22 protein-coding genes are annotated in these 19578 nt (G+C 35.4%); 12 read left to right on the forward strand and 10 right to left on the reverse strand.

Annotated elements, in window-relative coordinates:
- Positions 1-74: 74 nt before the first annotated feature.
- The 3 genes from rnjA to def all read right to left on the reverse strand — a co-directional run bounded on the left by rnjA (position 75) and on the right by def (position 3038).
- Positions 75-1742: a ribonuclease J1 gene (rnjA, locus tag JOC48_RS13305; RefSeq protein ID WP_204500478.1), complete on the reverse strand. Its 1668-nt coding sequence runs from the start codon at positions 1740-1742 to the stop codon at positions 75-77.
- Positions 1743-1746: 4 nt separating this feature from the next.
- Complete coding sequence (locus tag JOC48_RS13310; RefSeq protein WP_204500480.1) at positions 1747-1956, reverse strand: DNA-dependent RNA polymerase subunit epsilon; 210 nt, start codon at positions 1954-1956, stop codon at positions 1747-1749.
- Between the two features lie 527 nt (positions 1957-2483).
- Positions 2484-3038 carry a peptide deformylase gene (gene def / locus JOC48_RS13315; RefSeq protein WP_204500544.1) on the reverse strand — a complete coding sequence of 185 codons (555 nt, stop codon included), beginning with the start codon at positions 3036-3038 and terminating at the stop codon, positions 2484-2486.
- Between the two features lie 299 nt (positions 3039-3337).
- Between def and JOC48_RS13320 the strand changes: the two genes are divergently transcribed.
- The 5 genes from JOC48_RS13320 (at position 3338) to lpdA (ending at position 9475) form a co-directional block, all read left to right on the forward strand.
- Positions 3338-3994 (forward strand): YkyA family protein, encoded by a 657-nt coding sequence (locus JOC48_RS13320; protein WP_338024311.1) that lies wholly within the window; start codon positions 3338-3340, stop codon positions 3992-3994.
- Positions 3995-4673: 679 nt separating this feature from the next.
- Positions 4674-5756 carry a pyruvate dehydrogenase (acetyl-transferring) E1 component subunit alpha gene (gene pdhA / locus JOC48_RS13325; RefSeq protein WP_204500482.1) on the forward strand — a complete coding sequence of 361 codons (1083 nt, stop codon included), beginning with the start codon at positions 4674-4676 and terminating at the stop codon, positions 5754-5756.
- A gap of 3 nt (positions 5757-5759) precedes the next feature.
- A complete protein-coding gene (locus JOC48_RS13330; RefSeq protein ID WP_204500483.1) occupies positions 5760-6737 on the forward strand; it encodes an alpha-ketoacid dehydrogenase subunit beta in 978 nt (325 codons plus the stop codon).
- A 28-nt stretch (positions 6738-6765) separates the two neighbouring features.
- Positions 6766-8061 carry a dihydrolipoamide acetyltransferase family protein gene (locus JOC48_RS13335; RefSeq protein ID WP_204500484.1) on the forward strand — a complete coding sequence of 432 codons (1296 nt, stop codon included), beginning with the start codon at positions 6766-6768 and terminating at the stop codon, positions 8059-8061.
- Positions 8062-8065: 4 nt separating this feature from the next.
- A complete protein-coding gene (lpdA, locus tag JOC48_RS13340) occupies positions 8066-9475 on the forward strand; it encodes a dihydrolipoyl dehydrogenase (protein WP_204500485.1) in 1410 nt (469 codons plus the stop codon).
- Positions 9476-9497: 22 nt separating this feature from the next.
- Here the strand turns inward: lpdA and JOC48_RS13345 are convergent, their stop codons facing one another.
- On the reverse strand, positions 9498-9929 hold the full coding sequence (locus JOC48_RS13345; protein ID WP_204500486.1) for a hypothetical protein: 432 nt from the start codon (positions 9927-9929) through the stop codon (positions 9498-9500).
- A 184-nt stretch (positions 9930-10113) separates the two neighbouring features.
- Here JOC48_RS13345 and JOC48_RS13350 point away from each other — a divergent pair, with 184 nt between their 5' ends.
- Entirely contained in the window at positions 10114-10980 is an 867-nt protein-coding gene (locus tag JOC48_RS13350) for a polysaccharide deacetylase family protein (protein WP_204500487.1), read from the forward strand.
- Between the two features lie 166 nt (positions 10981-11146).
- Here JOC48_RS13350 and JOC48_RS13355 read toward each other — a convergent pair whose 3' ends face one another.
- A complete protein-coding gene (locus tag JOC48_RS13355) occupies positions 11147-12619 on the reverse strand; it encodes an aminotransferase class I/II-fold pyridoxal phosphate-dependent enzyme (protein ID WP_204500490.1) in 1473 nt (490 codons plus the stop codon).
- A gap of 171 nt (positions 12620-12790) precedes the next feature.
- On the opposite strand from JOC48_RS13355, the gene JOC48_RS13360 reads away from it, so the two are divergent.
- Positions 12791-13057 (forward strand): UPF0223 family protein, encoded by a 267-nt coding sequence (locus tag JOC48_RS13360; protein ID WP_204500493.1) that lies wholly within the window; start codon positions 12791-12793, stop codon positions 13055-13057.
- 62 nt (positions 13058-13119) lie between these two features.
- On the opposite strand, the gene JOC48_RS13365 is transcribed toward JOC48_RS13360, so the two are convergent.
- Complete coding sequence (locus tag JOC48_RS13365) at positions 13120-13743, reverse strand: YktB family protein (RefSeq protein WP_204500495.1); 624 nt, start codon at positions 13741-13743, stop codon at positions 13120-13122.
- Positions 13744-13932: 189 nt separating this feature from the next.
- On the opposite strand from JOC48_RS13365, the gene JOC48_RS13370 reads away from it, so the two are divergent.
- On the forward strand, positions 13933-14739 hold the full coding sequence (locus JOC48_RS13370) for an inositol monophosphatase family protein (protein ID WP_204500497.1): 807 nt from the start codon (positions 13933-13935) through the stop codon (positions 14737-14739).
- A 59-nt stretch (positions 14740-14798) separates the two neighbouring features.
- Here JOC48_RS13370 and JOC48_RS13375 read toward each other — a convergent pair whose 3' ends face one another.
- Complete coding sequence (locus JOC48_RS13375) at positions 14799-14993, reverse strand: DUF5325 family protein (RefSeq protein WP_204500499.1); 195 nt, start codon at positions 14991-14993, stop codon at positions 14799-14801.
- Between the two features lie 284 nt (positions 14994-15277).
- Between JOC48_RS13375 and JOC48_RS13380 the strand changes: the two genes are divergently transcribed.
- Positions 15278-15655, forward strand: a complete 378-nt coding sequence (locus JOC48_RS13380) for a YlaH-like family protein (RefSeq protein WP_204500501.1) — start codon at positions 15278-15280, stop codon at positions 15653-15655.
- 44 nt (positions 15656-15699) lie between these two features.
- Here JOC48_RS13380 and JOC48_RS13385 read toward each other — a convergent pair whose 3' ends face one another.
- The gene (locus JOC48_RS13385) at positions 15700-15903 is read right to left on the reverse strand and encodes a YlaI family protein (RefSeq protein ID WP_204500504.1); all 204 of its coding nucleotides are present in this window, start codon (positions 15901-15903) and stop codon (positions 15700-15702) included.
- 143 nt (positions 15904-16046) lie between these two features.
- On the opposite strand from JOC48_RS13385, the gene JOC48_RS13390 reads away from it, so the two are divergent.
- On the forward strand, positions 16047-16304 hold the full coding sequence (locus JOC48_RS13390) for a hypothetical protein (RefSeq protein ID WP_204500506.1): 258 nt from the start codon (positions 16047-16049) through the stop codon (positions 16302-16304).
- Between the two features lie 83 nt (positions 16305-16387).
- Here the strand turns inward: JOC48_RS13390 and JOC48_RS13395 are convergent, their stop codons facing one another.
- Entirely contained in the window at positions 16388-16978 is a 591-nt protein-coding gene (locus tag JOC48_RS13395) for a YhcN/YlaJ family sporulation lipoprotein (protein ID WP_239584365.1), read from the reverse strand.
- A 216-nt stretch (positions 16979-17194) separates the two neighbouring features.
- The gene (locus tag JOC48_RS13400) at positions 17195-17662 is read right to left on the reverse strand and encodes a hypothetical protein (RefSeq protein ID WP_204500507.1); all 468 of its coding nucleotides are present in this window, start codon (positions 17660-17662) and stop codon (positions 17195-17197) included.
- 201 nt (positions 17663-17863) lie between these two features.
- Here JOC48_RS13400 and JOC48_RS13405 point away from each other — a divergent pair, with 201 nt between their 5' ends.
- The gene (locus JOC48_RS13405) at positions 17864-18148 is read left to right on the forward strand and encodes an Fpa/YlaN family protein (protein WP_204500508.1); all 285 of its coding nucleotides are present in this window, start codon (positions 17864-17866) and stop codon (positions 18146-18148) included.
- 183 nt (positions 18149-18331) lie between these two features.
- On the forward strand, positions 18332-19525 hold the full coding sequence (ftsW, locus tag JOC48_RS13410) for a putative lipid II flippase FtsW (protein WP_204500510.1): 1194 nt from the start codon (positions 18332-18334) through the stop codon (positions 19523-19525).
- Positions 19526-19578 lie beyond the last annotated feature (53 nt).

The following is a 19578-nucleotide window of genomic DNA, read 5'->3' on the forward strand; positions in this document are numbered from 1 at the left end:
GTTTTGCGTCCAAAAAAGATTAAAAATGAGGCTGTCCCAAAAGCAAAGGGCAGCCTCATTTTTCTTTGTCTAAACTAAACTTCCATTATTATCGGAAGAACCATTGGTTTGCGTTTGGTTTTTTCATATAAGAAAGGAGCAATGGTATCTGTGATTTCATTTTTAATTTCAGACCATTGTGTTGTGCGTCGTTCCATCACTTTGTCTAAGTGAGATGAAACTATTTTTTGCGCTTCATTAATAAGGTCTTCGGACTCTCTCATGTATACAAAACCTCGGGATATGATATCTGGTCCGGAAGCAATTTTAAATTCTTTCATGTTAATACTAACTACGACGATAACTAAACCTTCCTCAGATAAAATTCGTCTATCTCTTAATACGATATTTCCAATGTCACCAATTCCGCTTCCATCAACGTAGACAGAGCCGGATGGTATCTTTCCAGCAATGTTGGCATTATCTTTACCAAGAGCAAGGACATCACCATTGTCCATAATGAAGCAATCACTAGGGTCCATGTCACAAAGCTGTGCTAACTTTGTATGCTCTTTCAACATACGATATTCTCCATGAATTGGCATGAAGAACTTCGGATTAATTAGTCGCAACATTAGCTTTTGCTCTTGTTGACCACCATGGCCAGAAGTATGAATATCATTAAGAGGACCATGAATAACATCTGCACCGGCACGATACAACATATTAATAATTCTACTTACACTAACCGTATTACCAGGGATTGGTGAGGACGAAAATACGACAGTGTCTCCAGGAATAATTTGAATTTGTCTATGTGTGCCGTTGGCTATTCTAGACAATGCTGCCATTGGCTCGCCTTGTGAACCAGTACACAAAATAGTTACTTCCTGAGCAGGGAGTCGATTAATTTGTTGTGCATCAATAAACGTGTCTTTAGGAGCGCGAATGTAGCCTAATTCTTGACCAATTGCAATTGCTGCTTCCATACTTCTACCAAATACGGCTACTTTACGATTGTTTCTAACGGCTCCTTCAACCATTTGTTGTAATCGATGAATATTGGAAGCAAATGTTGCAAAAATTAATCTACCATCAGCTTTTGCAAAAATATCGTTAATACTTTCGCCAACTACTCGTTCTGACATCGTAAATCCAGGAACTTCACTATTTGTACTATCTGATAATAAACAGAGGACACCTTCTTTACCAATCTCAGCCATTTTTGTAAGATTAGCTGGTTCACCAACAGGTGTAAAATCAAATTTGAAATCTCCAGTATGAACAATGTTTCCCGGAGGGGTTTTTACTACGATTCCATAAGAATCAGGGATGCTATGTGTTGTTCTAAAAAATGTTACGGATGTTTTACGAAATTTAATAACATCATCTTCTTGAAAAATATGAAGTTTAGCATTTCGTAAAAGACCATGTTCGTCTAATTTATTTTTTATAAGTCCGATCGCAAGTTTTCCAGCATAAATTGGAACGTTAATCTCCCGTAGAAGGTAAGGAATACCCCCAATGTGATCCTCGTGTCCATGAGTAATAAATAATCCTTTAATTTTATCTTGGTTCTGCACAAGATAGGTATAGTCAGGAATTACATAGTCAATTCCAAGTAATTCATCTTCGGGAAATTTAATGCCCGCATCAATCAGAATAATTTCGTCTTGGAATTGAATAGCATACGTATTTTTACCTATTTCACCTAGACCACCTAGTGCAAAAACAGCAGTTTGGTCATTTTTTACAAATTTCATAGTATTATGCATTCTCCACTACGAAATCTTCAGACTCTTTTTCATATTCAAGATGAGCCTCATCTAGTTGCTGGATGAATTCGATGTTTAAATTGCGATCGGAGAGAAACTTTCGTACTTCTCTTTCAGTTTCAGCTTCTACGTACAAGCTTTTTGTGCGTTCTCTAACAGGAACTTCTAATGTAAGCTCCTGATACAGTACTTTATATATCATAATAACTCTCTCCTTAATAACTAAATTGGTTCGTTTTTGTATTTCATATCATAGCTCCGTGATTATTCCATTCGTATTTGATTTGTATTTTTTATTATCAGATTTGTTTATCGACTCTCATTTTCACACGCACTAGGCACACGTTTACGTCCTAATAATTCTTTCCATCGTTTTTTAAGCTTTTCTTTTAAACGTTTTAACATTATTTACTTGCAGCTCCTTTCTTTATACACAAAGAAAAGCAATAAAAACGTTAACCGATCCAATCCCTCTTAATATATAGTATAGTATGAAATAGTAATTTTGGAAATAGAAACCTATTATTCCTGTGAAAAAAGAAAGAAACTAAAGCTTTCACCGTATTTATGTACTTATATTTTTCCACGTTAAAATTATTCTTATACTAGAATAATTTATACTATTTTGTTCCTTTAGGTGAACCGAAAATTTTATAAAGATAGTTTTAGCAAAACCTCCTGCTTAAAAATTTAAGCAGGAGGTTTTGCTAAAAACGTTGACTTTATCATTTAGCGATCGACAGCTACAGCATTTTCTGGTTCTTCAAAAGGGTTATCTTTATTAATATGATCATAAAACATAATCCCGTTTAAATGGTCAATCTCATGTTGGAACACAATCGCAGCATATCCCTTTAAACGAAGCTTGAGCTCATTTCCTTCTAAATCAGTAGCTTTGACTGTGATTCGATTATAACGAGGAACATACCCTGGTACTTCCCGATCAACAGATAAACAACCTTCTCCTGTAGAAAGGTATGCCTTTTGCACAGAATGACTAACTATTTTTGGGTTAAATAGCCCATAGCTATATAGTTTTTCGTTAAAATCTTCAAAGTGAACTGCAATCATCCGTTTTGAAATGCCAATTTGTGGGGCAGCCAAACCGACTCCGGGTCTGAGGTTATGTTTGGTGGACATCTCCTCATCCTGACTATTTTTTAAATACGTAAGCATCTCTTGTAGTGTCCGATTATCCTCCTCACTAGGAGGTAATGATACATCTTCAGCTATTTTATATAAAATGGGGTTACCTTCGCGAACAATATCATCCATTGTAATCATGGTCTTCACTCCTTGATTTGCTTCATTTGCTGAATAATAGTTTAACATAGAAACAAGCAGAAAAGATACTTCAAATGCTTTAATGTTTTTGAGTCAAAATCAACAATGAAAATGAACACAGCTAACTTTATTAATACGCTTCAAAAAATGTGTAAGTAATGATATTTTTTCATTGATAGCATGAACCAAAAAATATTTCATAGAATAAAAGTAGGAATCATTACATGATATGATATACTATTGAAAAATAACCTTGTGATAACAAGAAGGAACGAAAAGACGTTAGGAGGAATTATTAAGTGCTAGTTAAAAAAATAATCGTTGCTATGACTGTTTTTTTAATTTTTTTAACAGGATGTAACAGTGAATCTATTCCGGAAGAAATGTACGAGCATTTAGAGCAGGCAGTTAGTCTAGAAGAACCTTTTGCTGAAAAACAAGGGTCTTTAGTTGAATTAGAAGATGAGGAAAAAGAAATTTATGATGAAATTATTGAATTAGGTATGGATGATATAGATCGGATTCAGGAATTGTCAACAAGAGCTTTAGAAAATATTGATGAGCGTAAAGAAATTATTGTTACGGAAAAGCAAAGTATTGAGGACGCAAAAGAAGAGTTTGACAAGGTGAACCCATTAATTGAAGAAATAAATGATGAATCAATAAAAACAAAAGCAGTTGAATTAACGGAAGCAATGGAAGAAAGGTACAATGCTTATCTTGATTTAAATGATGCTTATACCAATTCACTTAATGAAGATGAAGCGTTGTATCAGTTGTTACAAAAAGAAGATGTAGAGGAAGAAGAATTGAGAAGCCAAATAGAAGCTGTAAATGAATCCTATGATAAAGTAATTGAAACAAATCAATTATTTAACGAAAAAACAGAAGTATATAATACGTTAAAAAGAGAATTTTATGAACTTGCTGAATTAAATGTTCAATATAGTGAATAATAATATATGAAAGCTTTCGCAACGCATGCGAAAGCTTTTTTCATTGTTTTTTTGCATTAACACGTCATTCTTGTAATGATCCTTTTTTTAAATGGTAACAACATTTGAGGCAATGAAAGGATTGGTACAGGGAAACAACTCAAGTGAAACAGTTTATTATTTTATCCAAAATGCTCCAATAATATTCTGTTTGACGTTATATTTTAAATCGATTACAAATTTTACTTTATTAATAAGTATCAAAGTGTTTGACCAGTATGGACGAATAAGCTAAACTAATAAATGAATAAAAATTGTACCAGTCGTTTTTATACATTCTTATGTAACAGTTTATGAAACTAATTCATACATAGATTAAAAAAAGCCGATTCAGGGTAATGTATGATTAACTAACTTGGTACAGATTTTTTCAAGGAAAGTGTGATGAATTCCGAAGGTAGGTTTATTGTGTTTTATTCGGTTTTATTCATTCATTACTTTTGCCCTAATAAGGGCTTACTGTACTTACTAATGAACGTATATTCTGTTCTTATACTTTCACATTTTTATTGTCTGTTAAAAGTATGAGAAAAAACTTCGACGCTCGTTCATACGAGCCAATTTCGAGTTTTTCTAAGGATTACGTACGGTGATAACCGTGTAAAAATGAACAAGGAATAGAAAGGAAGAGGTGACTAGATTGAAACGTGTGCTTGAAAATGTGGAAAATCAGTTTGAAACGTTTCAGATTTTGGATGAACAAGGCAAAATTGTAAATGAAGATGCAATGCCGGATTTATCAGATGACGAATTAAAAGAAATTATGCATCGAATGGTATATACTCGAATTTTGGATCAACGTTCTATTGCATTAAATCGTCAGGGAAGATTAGGGTTTTATGCACCGACAGCTGGTCAAGAAGCATCTCAATTAGGAACACAATATGCATTAGAAAAAGAGGATTTTATTCTTCCAGGCTATCGTGATGTTCCTCCGATCATATGGCATGGATTACCGTTGTATCAAGCTTTCTTGTTTTCAAGAGGTCATTATCATGGAAATCAAATGCCAGAAGGTGTTAATGCATTAAGCCCTCAGATTATTATTGGTGCACAGTACATCCAAACGGCAGGCGTTGCCCTTGGGATGAAGAAACGTGGGAAAAAGTCTGTTGCATTAACCTATACAGGTGATGGTGGTACATCACAAGGTGATTTTTATGAAGGTATCAACTTTGCAGGTGCATATAGCGCTCCGGCTATTTTTGTTGTGCAAAATAACCGCTTTGCTATTTCGGTGCCGGTAGAGAAACAAACAGCTGCTAAAACGTTAGCCCAAAAGGCTGTTGCGGCTGGAATCGAAGGAATACAAGTGGATGGGATGGACGTATTGGCTGTTTATGCTGCCACAAAAGCAGCAAGAGAACGTGCAGTTAGTGGAGAAGGTCCAACATTGATTGAAACACTTACTTACCGTTATGGTCCACATACAATGGCTGGGGACGATCCGACTCGCTATCGTACGGAAGAATTAGACAATGAATGGGAAAAGAGAGATCCAATCGTTCGCTTCCGTAAATTTTTAGAGAATAAAGGAATCTGGTCAGAAGAAGAAGAAAACAAAATAATTGAGCAAGCAAAAGAAGAAATTAAAGCAGCAATTAAGAAAGCTGATGAGCAACCAAAACAAAAAGTTTCGGATTTAATTTCTAATATGTACGAGGAACTTCCTGCTCATTTACAAGAACAATTGGAAGAATATAAAGCAAAGGAGTCGAAGTAAATCATGGCTCAAATGACAATGATTCAAGCAATTACTGATGCATTACGTACTGAATTAAAAAATGATGAGAATGTGCTAGTCTTCGGCGAGGACGTTGGACAAAATGGTGGGGTTTTCCGTGCAACGGAAGGCTTACAAAAGGAATTTGGTGAAGATCGAGTATTTGATACACCACTAGCCGAATCTGGTATTGGTGGACTTGCTTTTGGTCTATCTATTCAAGGATTTCGACCAGTTCCTGAAATCCAATTCTTTGGTTTTGTATACGAAGCAATGGATGCAATCAATGGTCAAATGGCACGACTTCGTTATCGTTCAGGCGATACACAACATGCTCCAGTAACGATTCGTTCACCATTTGGTGGAGGGGTGCATACGCCAGAGCTTCATGCGGACTCGCTGGAAGGTTTAGTTGCACAGCAACCAGGTTTAAAAGTTGTCATTCCTTCTACACCATACGATGCAAAAGGTTTATTAATTTCAGCGATTCGTGATAATGATCCCGTTGTATATCTAGAGCATATGAAATTATACCGCTCATTCCGTGGCGAGGTTCCGGAAGAAGAATATACGATTGATATTGGAAAAGCGGATGTAAAGCGTGAAGGAAGTGATGTAACACTTGTTGCTTATGGTGCGATGGTACATGCTTGTTTAAAAGCTGCAGAAGAACTAGAAAAAAATGGTGTACAAGCAGAAGTTATTGATTTACGAACAGTTATGCCAATTGATTTGGAAACAATTGTTCAATCGGTTGAAAAAACAAACCGTGTTGTCGTTGTACAAGAAGCACAACGTCAAGCAGGTTTGGCATCCTACATTGTTTCACAAATCCAAGAAAGAGCAATTCTACATTTAGAAGCGCCAATTTTAACTGTTGCAGCACCAGATACGGTTTACGCATTTACACAAGCTGAGGAAGTTTGGTTGCCAAATTATAATGACATCATTGAAAAAGTAGACAAAGTAATTAATTTTTAATGGAAGCTATGATTGGAGGTAATGAGAAATGGCTTTTGAATTTAAGCTCCCAGATATTGGCGAAGGAATCCACGAGGGTGAGATTGTCAAATGGTTTATAAAGCCTGGAGATGAAATAAAAGAAGATGACGTTTTGTGTGAGGTGCAAAACGACAAGGCCGTTGTTGAAATCCCTTCACCTGTTGAAGGAACGGTAAAGGAAATACATTTCGAAGAGGGTTCTGTTGCTACTGTTGGAGAAACGATTATTTCTATAGATGCTGAAGGATATGAAGATGCTGGTGGAGATGATGATGCAAAAGAAGAACCAAAGCAAGAGGAAAAGCCAGCAGAAGAAGAAGAAGCTAAACCTGCTGATACTTCTAAGCAAGAAGCACCACAGGAAGACAAGGATTCTAACAAACGTGTGATTGCTATGCCTTCTGTTAGAAAGTATGCAAGAGATAAAGGTGTAAGCATTAGTGAAGTACAAGGATCAGGAAAAAATGGAAGAATTTTAAAAGAAGATGTTGATCAATTCTTGGATGGTGGCCAAGCAACAGCAGAGCAACCTTCTGAATCGAAAGAGCAAGAAGAAAGTGCTCCAGCGGCTGCTGAAAAACAACCTATTCCAGAAGGTCAATATCCAGAAACTCGTGAAAAAATGAGTGGAATCCGTAAAGCTATTGCAAAAGCAATGGTTAACTCTAAAACAAAAGCACCTCATGTTACGTTGCATGATGATGTTGATGTTACTGAACTTGTAGCACACAGAAAGAAATTTAAGCCTGTTGCTGCTGAACAAGACATCAAATTAACTTACTTGCCATATGTGGTAAAAGCGTTGGTATCAGCATTGAGAAATTATCCAATTTTGAATGCGTCAATTGATGATGAGACAGATGAAATCGTTCATAAGCATTACTTTAATATTGGTATTGCTGCAGATACTGAAAAAGGCTTACTTGTACCGGTAGTGAAAAATGCAGACGCTAAGTCCATTTTTGCTATTTCGCAGGAGATTAATGAGCTTGCAGTAAAAGCAAGAGATGGAAAACTTGCTCCGGATGAGATGAAAGGTGCATCTAGCACAATTTCTAATATCGGATCTGCAGGTGGACAATGGTTTACTCCAGTAATTAACTACCCAGAAGCAGCTATCTTAGGAATTGGTCGTATTGGTGAGAAGCCAGTTGTTCGTGATGGTGAAATAGTTGTAGCTCCAGTATTGTCATTGTCACTAAGCTTTGACCATCGTATTGTTGATGGTGCTACAGCACAATTAGCTTTAAATCAAATTAAGAGATTGTTAAACGATCCACAATTAATAATGATGGAGGCGTAAGATTATGGTAGTAGGAGATTTTCCGATAGAGTTAGACACACTTGTAGTGGGGGCTGGACCAGGAGGATATGTAGCAGCTATCCGAGCAGCTCAGACTGGTCAAAAGGTTACAATTGTAGATAAAGGTACACTCGGTGGTGTATGTTTAAACGTAGGTTGTATCCCTTCAAAGGCATTAATTGAAGCAGGACACCGTGTAGAAAAAGCTCATGGTTCAGATGATATGGGAATTAAATCCGAAAATGTTACAATTGATTTTTCCAAAGTTCAAGAATGGAAAGCTAGTGTAGTTAATAAACTTACTGGTGGAGTTGAAGGACTATTAAAGGGCAACAAAGTTGATATTGTTAGTGGAGAAGTTTACTTTGTTGATAAAAATACTGTTCGAGTAATGGACGATAAGAGTTCACAAACATATACGTTCAAGAACTGTATTATTGCAACTGGGTCTAGTCCAATTGAAATTCCGACATTTAAATACTCTGATCGTGTTTTAGATTCAACAGGAGCACTTAACCTTGATGAAATTCCTGAAAAAATGGTTGTAATCGGTGGGGGCTATATTGGTACTGAGTTAGGTACCGCATATGCTAACTTCGGTACAAAAGTAACAATTCTTGAAGGTGCTAAAGACATTCTTGGTGGATTTGAAAAACAAATGACTGCTTTAGTAAAACGTAACTTAAAGAAAAAAGGTGTCGACGTAGTAACAAATGCAATGGCTAAAGGTGTAGAAGAATCAAAAGACGGTGTTACAGTTACATATGAAGCAAAAGGGAAAGAAGAAAAAGTTGATGCTGATTATGTTCTTGTAACAGTTGGTCGTCGTCCAAACACAGAGGAAATTGGTTTGGAGCAAGTTGGTGTGGAACTGGATGAAAAAGGACTAGTTAAGATTGACAATCAGTGTCGCACAAATGTTGAAAATATTTATGCCATTGGTGATATCGTAGATGGACCACCACTTGCGCACAAAGCATCTTATGAGGGCAAAGTTGCTGCTGAGGCTATTGCTGGAGAAAATGCTGAAATTGATTATCATGCAATACCAGCAGTTGTATTCTCTGAGCCTGAATTAGCTACAGTTGGTTATTCAGAGCAAGAAGCAAAAGATGAGGGATTTGAAGTAACAGCTTCTAAGTTTCCATTTGCCGCAAATGGTCGTGCGCTGTCCTTAAATGCTAGTGATGGGTTCTTAAAGCTTGTAACCCGTAAAGAGGACGGACTCGTCATTGGTGCTCAAGTTGCAGGTCCAAACGCAAGTGATATGATTGCAGAACTGGGCTTAGCGATTGAAGCTGGAATGACAGCTGAAGATTTAGCACTTACTATACATGCTCACCCAACTCTTGGTGAGATTACGATGGAAGCTGCAGAAGTAGCGATTGGTTCTCCAATTCATATCGTAAAATAAGAAGATAAAAGGATCAGTGCTTCTAGTGATAATAGAAGCGCTGATCCTTTTTTAAATCCATTCTATTCTGTTCGTCTGCAAAGGGATAATTAATAGCCGATTTTAAGTTTGATAACACTTCAGCTGAAGAAGCCTTGCCAGTAACCTTTGCCACAGTTTCTCCATTTTTTGTAATAATTAAAGTTGGGAAATTTTTAATATGGTGTACATTTGAAATATTTGTTTCTGATTGAGTTAATTGAAAGTCGTCCATACTTGAGGCAAGATTTGTTTTAAAATCAAGAATTGCTTGTAAATATGCGTCCTCTGCTACTGAATTGATTTTTTCTGCATAGAAATAAATATGGTAATTGTTAGATTTTAAGGATATGACGTTTATTTTCTTTTGACTATCACAACCAGAGATAGGAAACAAAATGATAAAGCAAATTAAAAAATGTTTAATGATTATCATTCACCTTCTTTATAAGATGATTATTTTTATTCTAACAGAGAAAAAAATGTGGAGGGATGATGTAATGGAATTGTTAGGAAAATGAAAAAATAGGTATTGTTTTTAAAATAATTGAGAAAATATTTCCGCTTCCTATCATAAAATCAATTATAATAGAATTATCATTTACATCAGGGGGATTGCTATGAGGTATTTTTCAGTTTTATTTGTTGTTTTATTATTTGTTGTAGGCTGTACGGATACGAATTCTACACAAGGTGATGGATCTCAAGATGAACAGCCTGTTATAGAAAAACCATCTCCAAAAGAAGAACAGACTGATCAGAAAGAAGTTAAGGATGAAGAAATTGATCAAAACGATGCTGTGTTAGAGGATGATACAGATTCAGAGCAGGGTGAAGTTGTAGAGGAATATGTTCCAAAATATGAGATTACTTCAAATTGGAGTGTTCGTCCGATTTCTGAGGATGATAATGATCAGGTAGTTTTATTAACCATTGATGATGCCCCAGATAAGTATTCCTTGGAGATGGCACAAACGTTGAAAGATTTAGATGCAAAAGCAATCTTTTTTGTAAATGGTCATTTTTTAGATACGGAAGAAGAGCAGAAGGTGTTAAAACAGATATATGATATGGGATTTCCTATTGGTAATCATACGTATAACCATGCATCCCTTCCAGATATTTCGGAAAGTGAGCAAAAAGATGAAATCATACAATTGAGTGATTTGGTGGAAGAAATAACTGGGGAAAGACCGAAATATTTTCGAGCGCCATTTGGTTTGAATACGGATTATTCCAATCAAATCGTTGAAGAAGAAGGTATGGTAGTTATGAATTGGTCATATGGGTATGACTGGGAACAAGAATATAGGACAGCAGAAGCGATTGCTGATATTATGGTTAATACGGAATTATTAAGTAACGGATCAAATTTATTGATGCACGATAGAGAATGGACTGCGAAAGGGTTAGCTGATATTGTAACTGGTCTTCGCGACAAAGGTTATGAAATTGTTAATCCGGAATGGATCGTTCCATCGGAATAGGAGCCATAAATCGTTCCGGTAAAATATTTTAAGAAAATGTTAAATAACTTGCTGTAATGCAACAGGAATAGCACCACACAAAGAAACGCTTGGAGTTAAGTCCAAGCGTTTTTGCAATTTAGAAAATAGCCTATTTAAAAAATTCCAAACTTCAAATTGCTAATTTCTATTGAAAAGGTCGGTGCTCTTTGATTACATTAATATTGTTTAACGTTTCATCTTCTAGTCCTTGTACTGGTAAACCAGCGTCAAGGTTCTCGTGAATGTAATCTATATTGTCATTTGTAATTATTTCTCCTGGAATAAAAATTGGGATACCGGGTGGATATACCATAATGGATTCCGCGCTTATTCTACCTACTGCATCCTTTAATAGTATTGTTTCTGTTTCTGCATAAAAGGCAGCTCGAGGTGTTAAAGCAAGGACGGGAATATCTGGTATTCTTACATGAATCTTCTGCTCCGTGGCAGTTATTGATTTATCATTGGCAAGTTGTTGAAGGGCTTTTACTAATAAGTCCGTTTCTTTTTCCGTATCTCCAGGTGTAATAATACATAAAATATTGTATAAATCGGATAGTTCAACTTCAATATTATATTTTTCTCGAAGCCACACTTCTACATCATAGCCAGTAATTCCTAAATCTTTAACTGAAATGATAAGCTTCGTAGGATCGTAGCTAAAAGTTGCTTCACTTCCTATGATTTCTTTTCCAATACATTTTATGTTCGGAATACGATTTACTGCCTCCCTTGTTTCCTCTGCTAACTTTAATGTTCGATTAAGTAATTCCTTGCCATTCATTGCCAGCTGTTTTCGAGCTACATCAAGTGATGCTAAAAGAATATAGGACGTTGAAGTGGTTGTAAGCATCGATAAAACACTTTGTACTCGTTCATGGGACACTAATCCCTCTTTTAAATTCAAAATTGAGCTTTGAGTCATGGAACCACCTAATTTATGGACGCTTGTTGCAGCTAAATCAGCGCCAGCCTGCATTGCAGATAATGGTAATTCATCATGAAAATGGATGTGAACGCCATGTGCCTCATCGACAAGAACTGGTACATCATAAGAATGAGAAATCTCCACTATTTTTGTTAAATCAGCTGCTATTCCAAAATAAGTAGGGTTAATAACTAATACTCCTTTAGCGTCTGGATGAGCATTTAATGCTTTATTTACAGCATCTGGAGTAATTCCATGTGAAATACCCAAAACATTATCAACTTCAGGATGTATGAAAATAGGTGTTGCTCCAGAAAAAATAATAGCTGTTGTAACAGATTTATGAATATTTCTTGGTACAATAATTTTATCTCCAGGTCCGCATACACTAAGTACCATTGTCATAATAGCCCCACTAGTTCCTTGTACGGAAAAAAAAGTGTAATCGGCACCAAAGGCATTGGCAGCTAAATCCTGTGCTTGTTTAATCATTCCACGCGGGTGATGGAGATCATCTAAAGGTCCAATATTGATTAAGTCAATTGATAAGGCGTTATCACCAATGAATTGACGAAAAGTTGGATCCATTCCAACTCCTTTTTTATGGCCGGGTATGTGAAATTGTATCGGTTTGCTTTTTGTATGCTCGAGTAAGCCAGTAAATAGTGGCGTTTCATTTTGAGATACCATATATTCCTACACCTCTTAATTTAAGTACTGAAATCAAAATTATAGCAAATCATTACATCAATAGCTAGTTTTAGCCAAAATTGTCAGAATCATGATAAGCTAGTAAAAGAAAAAATACATAGGCTAAAAATAGGGCATACGGCTTAATACAGAGACAAGGAGGACGTAAGCATGAATTATAGTTACCCTATTGATGAAACGTGGTCAAAACAGGAAATCATTGATGTAGTCAATTTTTTTTCCATGGTCGAAAAGGCATATGAGGCTGGTGTGAACAAAGATGATTTGTTACTCTCTTACACGAGGTTTAAACAAATCGTTCCTTCCAAAAGCGAAGAAAAGCAGTTATGTGGAAAATTCGAAAAAGAATCGGGATATTCTTGTTACCGGACAGTTAAAAAAGCTAAAGAAGTGGACCAGCCAAAGGTTAGAATGTAGTTTTATTAAGGAAATGAAAAAAGGAGAGCAGGGAACCGTAATTCTGCTCTCCTTTTATTATTCTAATTATCGTTTGCATTTAAAGCCAACTGATAATAAGGAATTAGCTGGTCAATTGTTTCTTTTGTAAAAGATAAGAAAGCTTGTCCATCTTCAAGCATACTATCTGAGGCAGCAACATGTTTACCAACTAAGAATTCAGCTTTTTTTACATCACGAAAACGCTCTATATTGGTTTGGGATAATTCTGTAATTGGAATAGAATCTTTCTTTGTGTGGTCAAGTGAAACGACAAAATCCTCTGGTAATTTTTTTAATGCTTCATATTCTTCTAATAATTGCTTGGCAATTACTGACTTGTTAGGAAGTTCATAAATTAATGCAAGCCAAATAAATACGTGGTCATCAAACAGACCAACTTGAAAATGGGGATGTTTTTTATAGCCACGCTTGTTATTGGCTATAGCAAGCCAAGTATCTTTTGGAGGGTTCACTGAGCGTCTTGCATGCTTTGCTATATGTAAATACATTTCGTTTCCTAACTTCATGGATAAATACTCTGCTAGATCAGTACCAATATCTTGGAATTTTGGTTGAATTCTTTCGCGTATCGCTTCCATCCTTTCATCAAGACCATCTATCATAAAAGTTTCAAAATCTTGTTTAGTAAAGCCGTCAAACGCCATTTGAAATAATCACACCTTTCATTCCTATATACAACGATTTTTTCTTATTTTATCACAAGACATTAGGAATTAAAAAAGATGCAGCTATCCCAAAATGATATGTTTGCAAACACTCTTTAGAGAAACTATGTGCATATTATATATTTTTTTGTTAAGATGTATGAAAACTAACCATTTGGAGGATAAGGTATGAATGAGCAGGAGAGAAAAAGGGTTTACGAACAAGCTAAAGATTGGATTTTAGATGCTGGTGCACATATAAGAAATGTTATTGATGAGCCCTTATACATAGATACCAAATCAAACCCTAATGATTTAGTCACTCAAATGGATCGCGACACGGAAAGGTTTTTTGCCGATAAGATTAACCAGCATTATCCGGAGCATCATCTATTTAGTGAAGAAGGATTTGGTGAAGAATTAGATTCATTACAAGGAACTGTGTGGATAGTAGATCCAATAGATGGAACGATGAATTTTGTCCATCAAAAAAAGCATTTTGCTATTTCTATTGGAATTTATTTCGATGGAGTAGGAGAAATTGGTCTCATCTATAATGTAATGGAAGATGAGCTTTATCACGCAATAAGAGGAAAAGGCGCATATAAAAATGATAAAAAGTTACCTCAGTTGGAACCAGAACTAAGTTTAGAGAAGTCCATTTTAATTCTTAATGGTTTTTGGGCTTGTGAAAACAACAGGATAAATGAAAGAAAAGTACAAGCATTAATTAAGAAAGTAAGGGGAACAAGGTCTTATGGATCTGCTGCACTTGAATTTGCCTATGTAGCTGAAGGAATAGCAGATGCCTACTTAACGATGAAACTAGCTCCTTGGGATTATGCTGCTGGAGTTATTTTGGTAGAAGAGGTAGGAGGAATTACAACACAAGCAAATGGAAAAACGTTAGATTTACTTAGCAATTCTACTATCCTTAGCTGTAATCAAACAATTCAAGAACAATTAGTAAATGATTACATTGAACTGAAAGAATAATTTTTTCCAAATACGATCAAGCGTTCATAATAAAACGGTCTGATTAGCAGACCGTTTTATTATGACATGTTGCTTTCTCCGTGCCTGGCTTGTTTTCTTTTCAAAGATAAGCCAACACCCATTATTAAAAATCCGATTACGATAAACAGAAAAGCTAACCACCCATTTCGATAAGCAATAGAGATACCGACGGATGAGAAGGAAGCGATGACTAAAAATGCTAAGATTAACTTGGAAAATTGAATGGATTGCATTGGTTTCACCTCATTAATAGTATGCTTGTTTTGATAAACATTGTAAAGGAAAACTAACATGTTTATTATGGCCAATTACGCTAGCAACCAGATAAAACATTTAGTATGATAGGTAAGGATGGTAGAAAGTATAAGAAATCTTCGACAGTTTTTTTAAAAATGAGACGAAAGTCAAGTTTTTCTATGCACGATTAGAAATGATAAGGTTGTAAAATAAAACTAAAGCTTTACCATTTGGACTTACACTCCAGAGCTTAAGTTTTGCTAATGTAGGGGGGATACAGATGGAGAATCAAGGTGTTATGAATGTTCCTGGCGATCTTTGGCCTGTTGCTAATTATTTTATGCAAGACCTTGGAACTACAGTCGATTTTAATAACCCAGACGATGTTGCAATCCTGACAAAAGGATTTTTTTACTTATATTTGACCATTGTCTTTTTTACAATATTGGCTTACAAGTTTGGTTTTGCAAAAAAACTTCCGCCACTAAAGTCAACCATTGTTTATATAGTGTTAATCATTGGAACCTTTTTCCTTACACTTATATTCGGATTGAACCTTCCTGTGGCTGAAAGCCTAATAGTAATTGCAGCTATATTAGGTATATATCGTTTAAGACTGCATCGAGAACGAAAAATGAAAAATAGTGAATCTGTTTAATGAAAAGAGGCTGTCCCGAAAGCAAAGGGTCAGCCTCTTTTCATCTATATTAAATTATCATTCTTTTTTTCCTCTTTATAAAGCTTGAAATTACCTGTTGCTATTCGCTTTTTTGTATTTTCACCAATACGTTCGTCACAAGTAGGACACAGGTACATATGAATTCTTCTGTTTCTTAATCGCTTTGCTTGTAAAGAGTCGCTGTCTATCTTTTCTATGCTATCACAAATCGTACATTTTACTCGCATTTTTTCACCTCTTAATTAGAGCTATCTAGTTCATTCTATCACATATTTTACTTGCCATTAAGAGGTAGAAATATAAATACCAGTTTAATTAAAAAATATATCGGGTACTGTTTTTATAACATAGCATAGAGGAGGTTGCTATTATGAAAAAACGTGTTCTTTATTCAGCAATCGGTGTAATAAGTGCTGGCACGATTACCTTGCTATTATCTGTAAAAGGAAAGAGAGAAGAACTCTTACACAAGATAGACAGCTTTAAAGAAAAAGTGAACAAAGCAGACTCCCGATTACCAATTGAAGAAGCTGGAATTCCAGAAAAGGACAGCCTAGAAAATGCCAGGATGGTAGCAGAGGGTTCACAATTTGGAGTAAGATACTACCAGCGAGAAAAAAATAAGTAAAATATAATGAAGCTGTCTCAAAAGACATAGGCTCTCTTAACTACGAGATGTGAAAGACAGAACCTTATGAGACAGCTCCATTTCTATTGATTGAGTTTATGTTTGGATTGTTCATCTTGAATTTCGTCTAATTGTTCTTCTTCTTGTTCAGAAACTGAACCTTTGTTTTGATCTTCATCTGTTGGTGGGTTTTCATCTAATGGCAATTCAGGCATATATCTACCTACAATCTCTGATAATTCATAAACAAATCCCTGAATTGGTTGTCCTTGTTGAATTTTGTTTGCAATATCTCTAATTCGTTCTGCGCCATCGGCATCAGCAACTACAATTGCCGTTTTACCATAAGGGTCTTCATGTAGTGCTTCTGTTACTGCATACTTTATCGTACCAACTCTAGACCTATCAAGTTCTTTGTCAACATCAATTCCAACAACAGCATATGGCCCAGCAACTACTGAATTTGCTCCATTCACATTTGGCACTTCACTCGCAAGATTTGCTAAATGTTTTGCAATTTCTTGATTTGAGTATTCTTTTCGTTCAACAGGATCGGAATTCTTAACATGGATAAGTTCTTCGCGATCTTCCTGTCCTATTTCGTTTTCTTCTTGTTGACAAGCAACTAAGACTAGGGATAAGCACATAATTGAAAACAGAGAATGTTTAAACAATGAACACTCCTCCTTTTATACTTTCTGGTCAAGTCCGTATATGTTTACGAGGTTATTTTTCGTTGATTAAAGAAACTTTATACATTGAATCAGTGATAATAAGAAAATTGGGCAGCATCAAGTCTTTGTTCAGTGTTAATATTTAAGCTTCTTGGATATAGGATGAAAAAAAAGACCAACACATGATTGTGTTAGTCTTTTGAATAGTGGGGATCTTTATTCAATAATTATTTTCTTGATCCCTTTAATTGGTGCGTTTTTGTTAGAGCCATCTCCGAAATATAGATGAACTGGGCCGTCCTCTTTTAAAGGTTTGCCTTCCTTAGCAAACATTAGAAAACAGTTTTGTAATTGATCTAGCGTAATTGTATGGCCTTCCTCATTACTAGTTTGTAAACGTGCATGTTGAGCTTCCGTGCTGATTTCTGCCGTTTTTAAAAAATCTTTAATTGGCATTACATATGTATTTGTTAATATTTTTTCTCTTTCAAACTTTGCTATACTTTTATTAACAGGAGGTTTGATAAATGTTTCCCTGTCAAACTGTTCAACCGAGTTATACTGACTGTTTACTTTTTGATCGTCAAATGCATCATCAAATAATATTTTTCTGTCATCAAATATCCATACCGTAGGATCTAATGTAATCGAATAGGATACATTACCAGTTAACTGAACAATCATTGTTTACCATCCTTTTTAAAAAATCAATTCTTACCTAGAATAGCAGACCTTATTAATTTTTTCAGCATTTTTACTATAATAAACTAGATGAATTCATATTTAATTATATTTTATCCAATGTATTATGGTTTCTTACCTTGCATTTTTTAGCTATAAACGCTAATATAAATACAGAAAGTAGTTTTAACGGAGGGGATTATTTTGATACCTGATGTGGCTGTGAATAATCAAGAAAAGGCCTATGCCCTTCTAAAGGCTGATGCAGATAAAATCTTAAAACTTATCAAAGTTCAAATGGACAACTTAACGATGCCTCAATGCCCTTTATATGAAGAGGTTTTAGATACACAAATGTTTGGATTATCAAGAGAAATCGATTTTGCCGTACGTCTTAATCTTGTATCTGAGCAGGCTGGGAAACAACTTTTAGAGAACCTTGAGAGACAACTTAACGTGTTACATGAAGCTTCTCAACAGTCATCTTAAACTGTCTCCATTTCATTAAAGCCTTTGCCAGTTGGCAAGGTTTTTTTATTACTTCCATACTAATGGGAAGGAAGACCTCGGTAATAAGTGTTAGAAAAAACGGTGGTTTGATGGAGCGATTTATCAATATGGAAAATAGATACCAGTTACTTTCAACTAAAATACATAATAAGGAGTAATAAAATGAAACAAAAATGGAAATCGTTTGATTTTACCCTGGCTATTATTCCGTTACTCCTTCCTGCCTTTGGTATTGTTATGATTTATAGTGCGAGCATGGTGGTGGCTGTTGTTACCTATGATGTTCCAAGCAACTATTTTATGATGAAACAATTACAATGGTATATTTTGGGATTATTAGGCTTCTTTTTTTGTAGCTTCTTTTCTTATCATAGATATCAGGACATAATGAAATTCATCATTTTCAGTATGATCATCCTATTACTTCTTGTTCTTTTAGTTGGAGAGGAAGTAAATAATGCCCAATCATGGATTAAAGTTGGACCTTTTCGTTTTCAACCAGCCGAGTTTGTTAAATTAGGTTTAATTTTGTATTTGGCATCCATCTATTCCAAAAAACAAAGTTATATCTTTGACTTTACCAAAGCCGTGCTACCTCCTTTGATTTTAACAGGATTATTATTAGCTTTAATCGTGTTACAGCCAGATTTAGGTACAGCTGCAATCATTTTTCTTATCGCTTGTTCTGTCATATTTAGCTCAGGAATTAAGTTCCGCCACCTTTCTTTCTTGGTCATGACGGGAATGTTATTAATTATTCTGGTTGCAACTCAAATGATTACGGATGAACGTTTGGAAAGATTCACAGGTGCATATCAACCATTTGAAGACCCGGAAGATAGTGGTTATCATCTTATTCAGTCTTATTTAGCAATAGGCACAGGGGGATGGACAGGGCAAGGTCTAGGACAAGGTGTACAAAAATTAGGATATTTAACAGAGCCTCATACCGACTTTATTATGGCAGTAATTGCAGAGGAACTAGGATTTATTGGCGTTTTTATAGTAATAGGATTTCTTGCTATTATTGTTCTTAGAGGACTATATATTTCAAATCGGTGTAAAGATAGTTTTGGTTCCTTATTAGCCATTGGTATTTCTTCTATGGTAGGCATACAGGTTTTTATTAATTTAGGAGCAATTAGCGGCATTCTACCAATTACGGGAGTACCATTGCCTTTTATTAGCTATGGAGGTTCCTCTTTATTTATTCTCATGTTATCGATGGGAATTTTAAACAATATTGCTAGAAAAGTAAAAGTTAACGAATTAAGGAGATTTGAAAAAGAACGTCCAGATGACGAAATAGTGGATGATATTGCGGGAATGAGAAATAGGAAGTCTTGGTCTAATTAAAATAGCTGACTCGATTGTAAGGAAATGGTGGTCCTTACTCTCGAATCAGCTAT

Origin of the sequence: Aquibacillus albus (genome assembly GCF_016908325.1) — a bacterium.
Classification (GTDB): Bacteria; Bacillota; Bacilli; order Bacillales; family Amphibacillaceae; genus Aquibacillus_A; species Aquibacillus_A albus.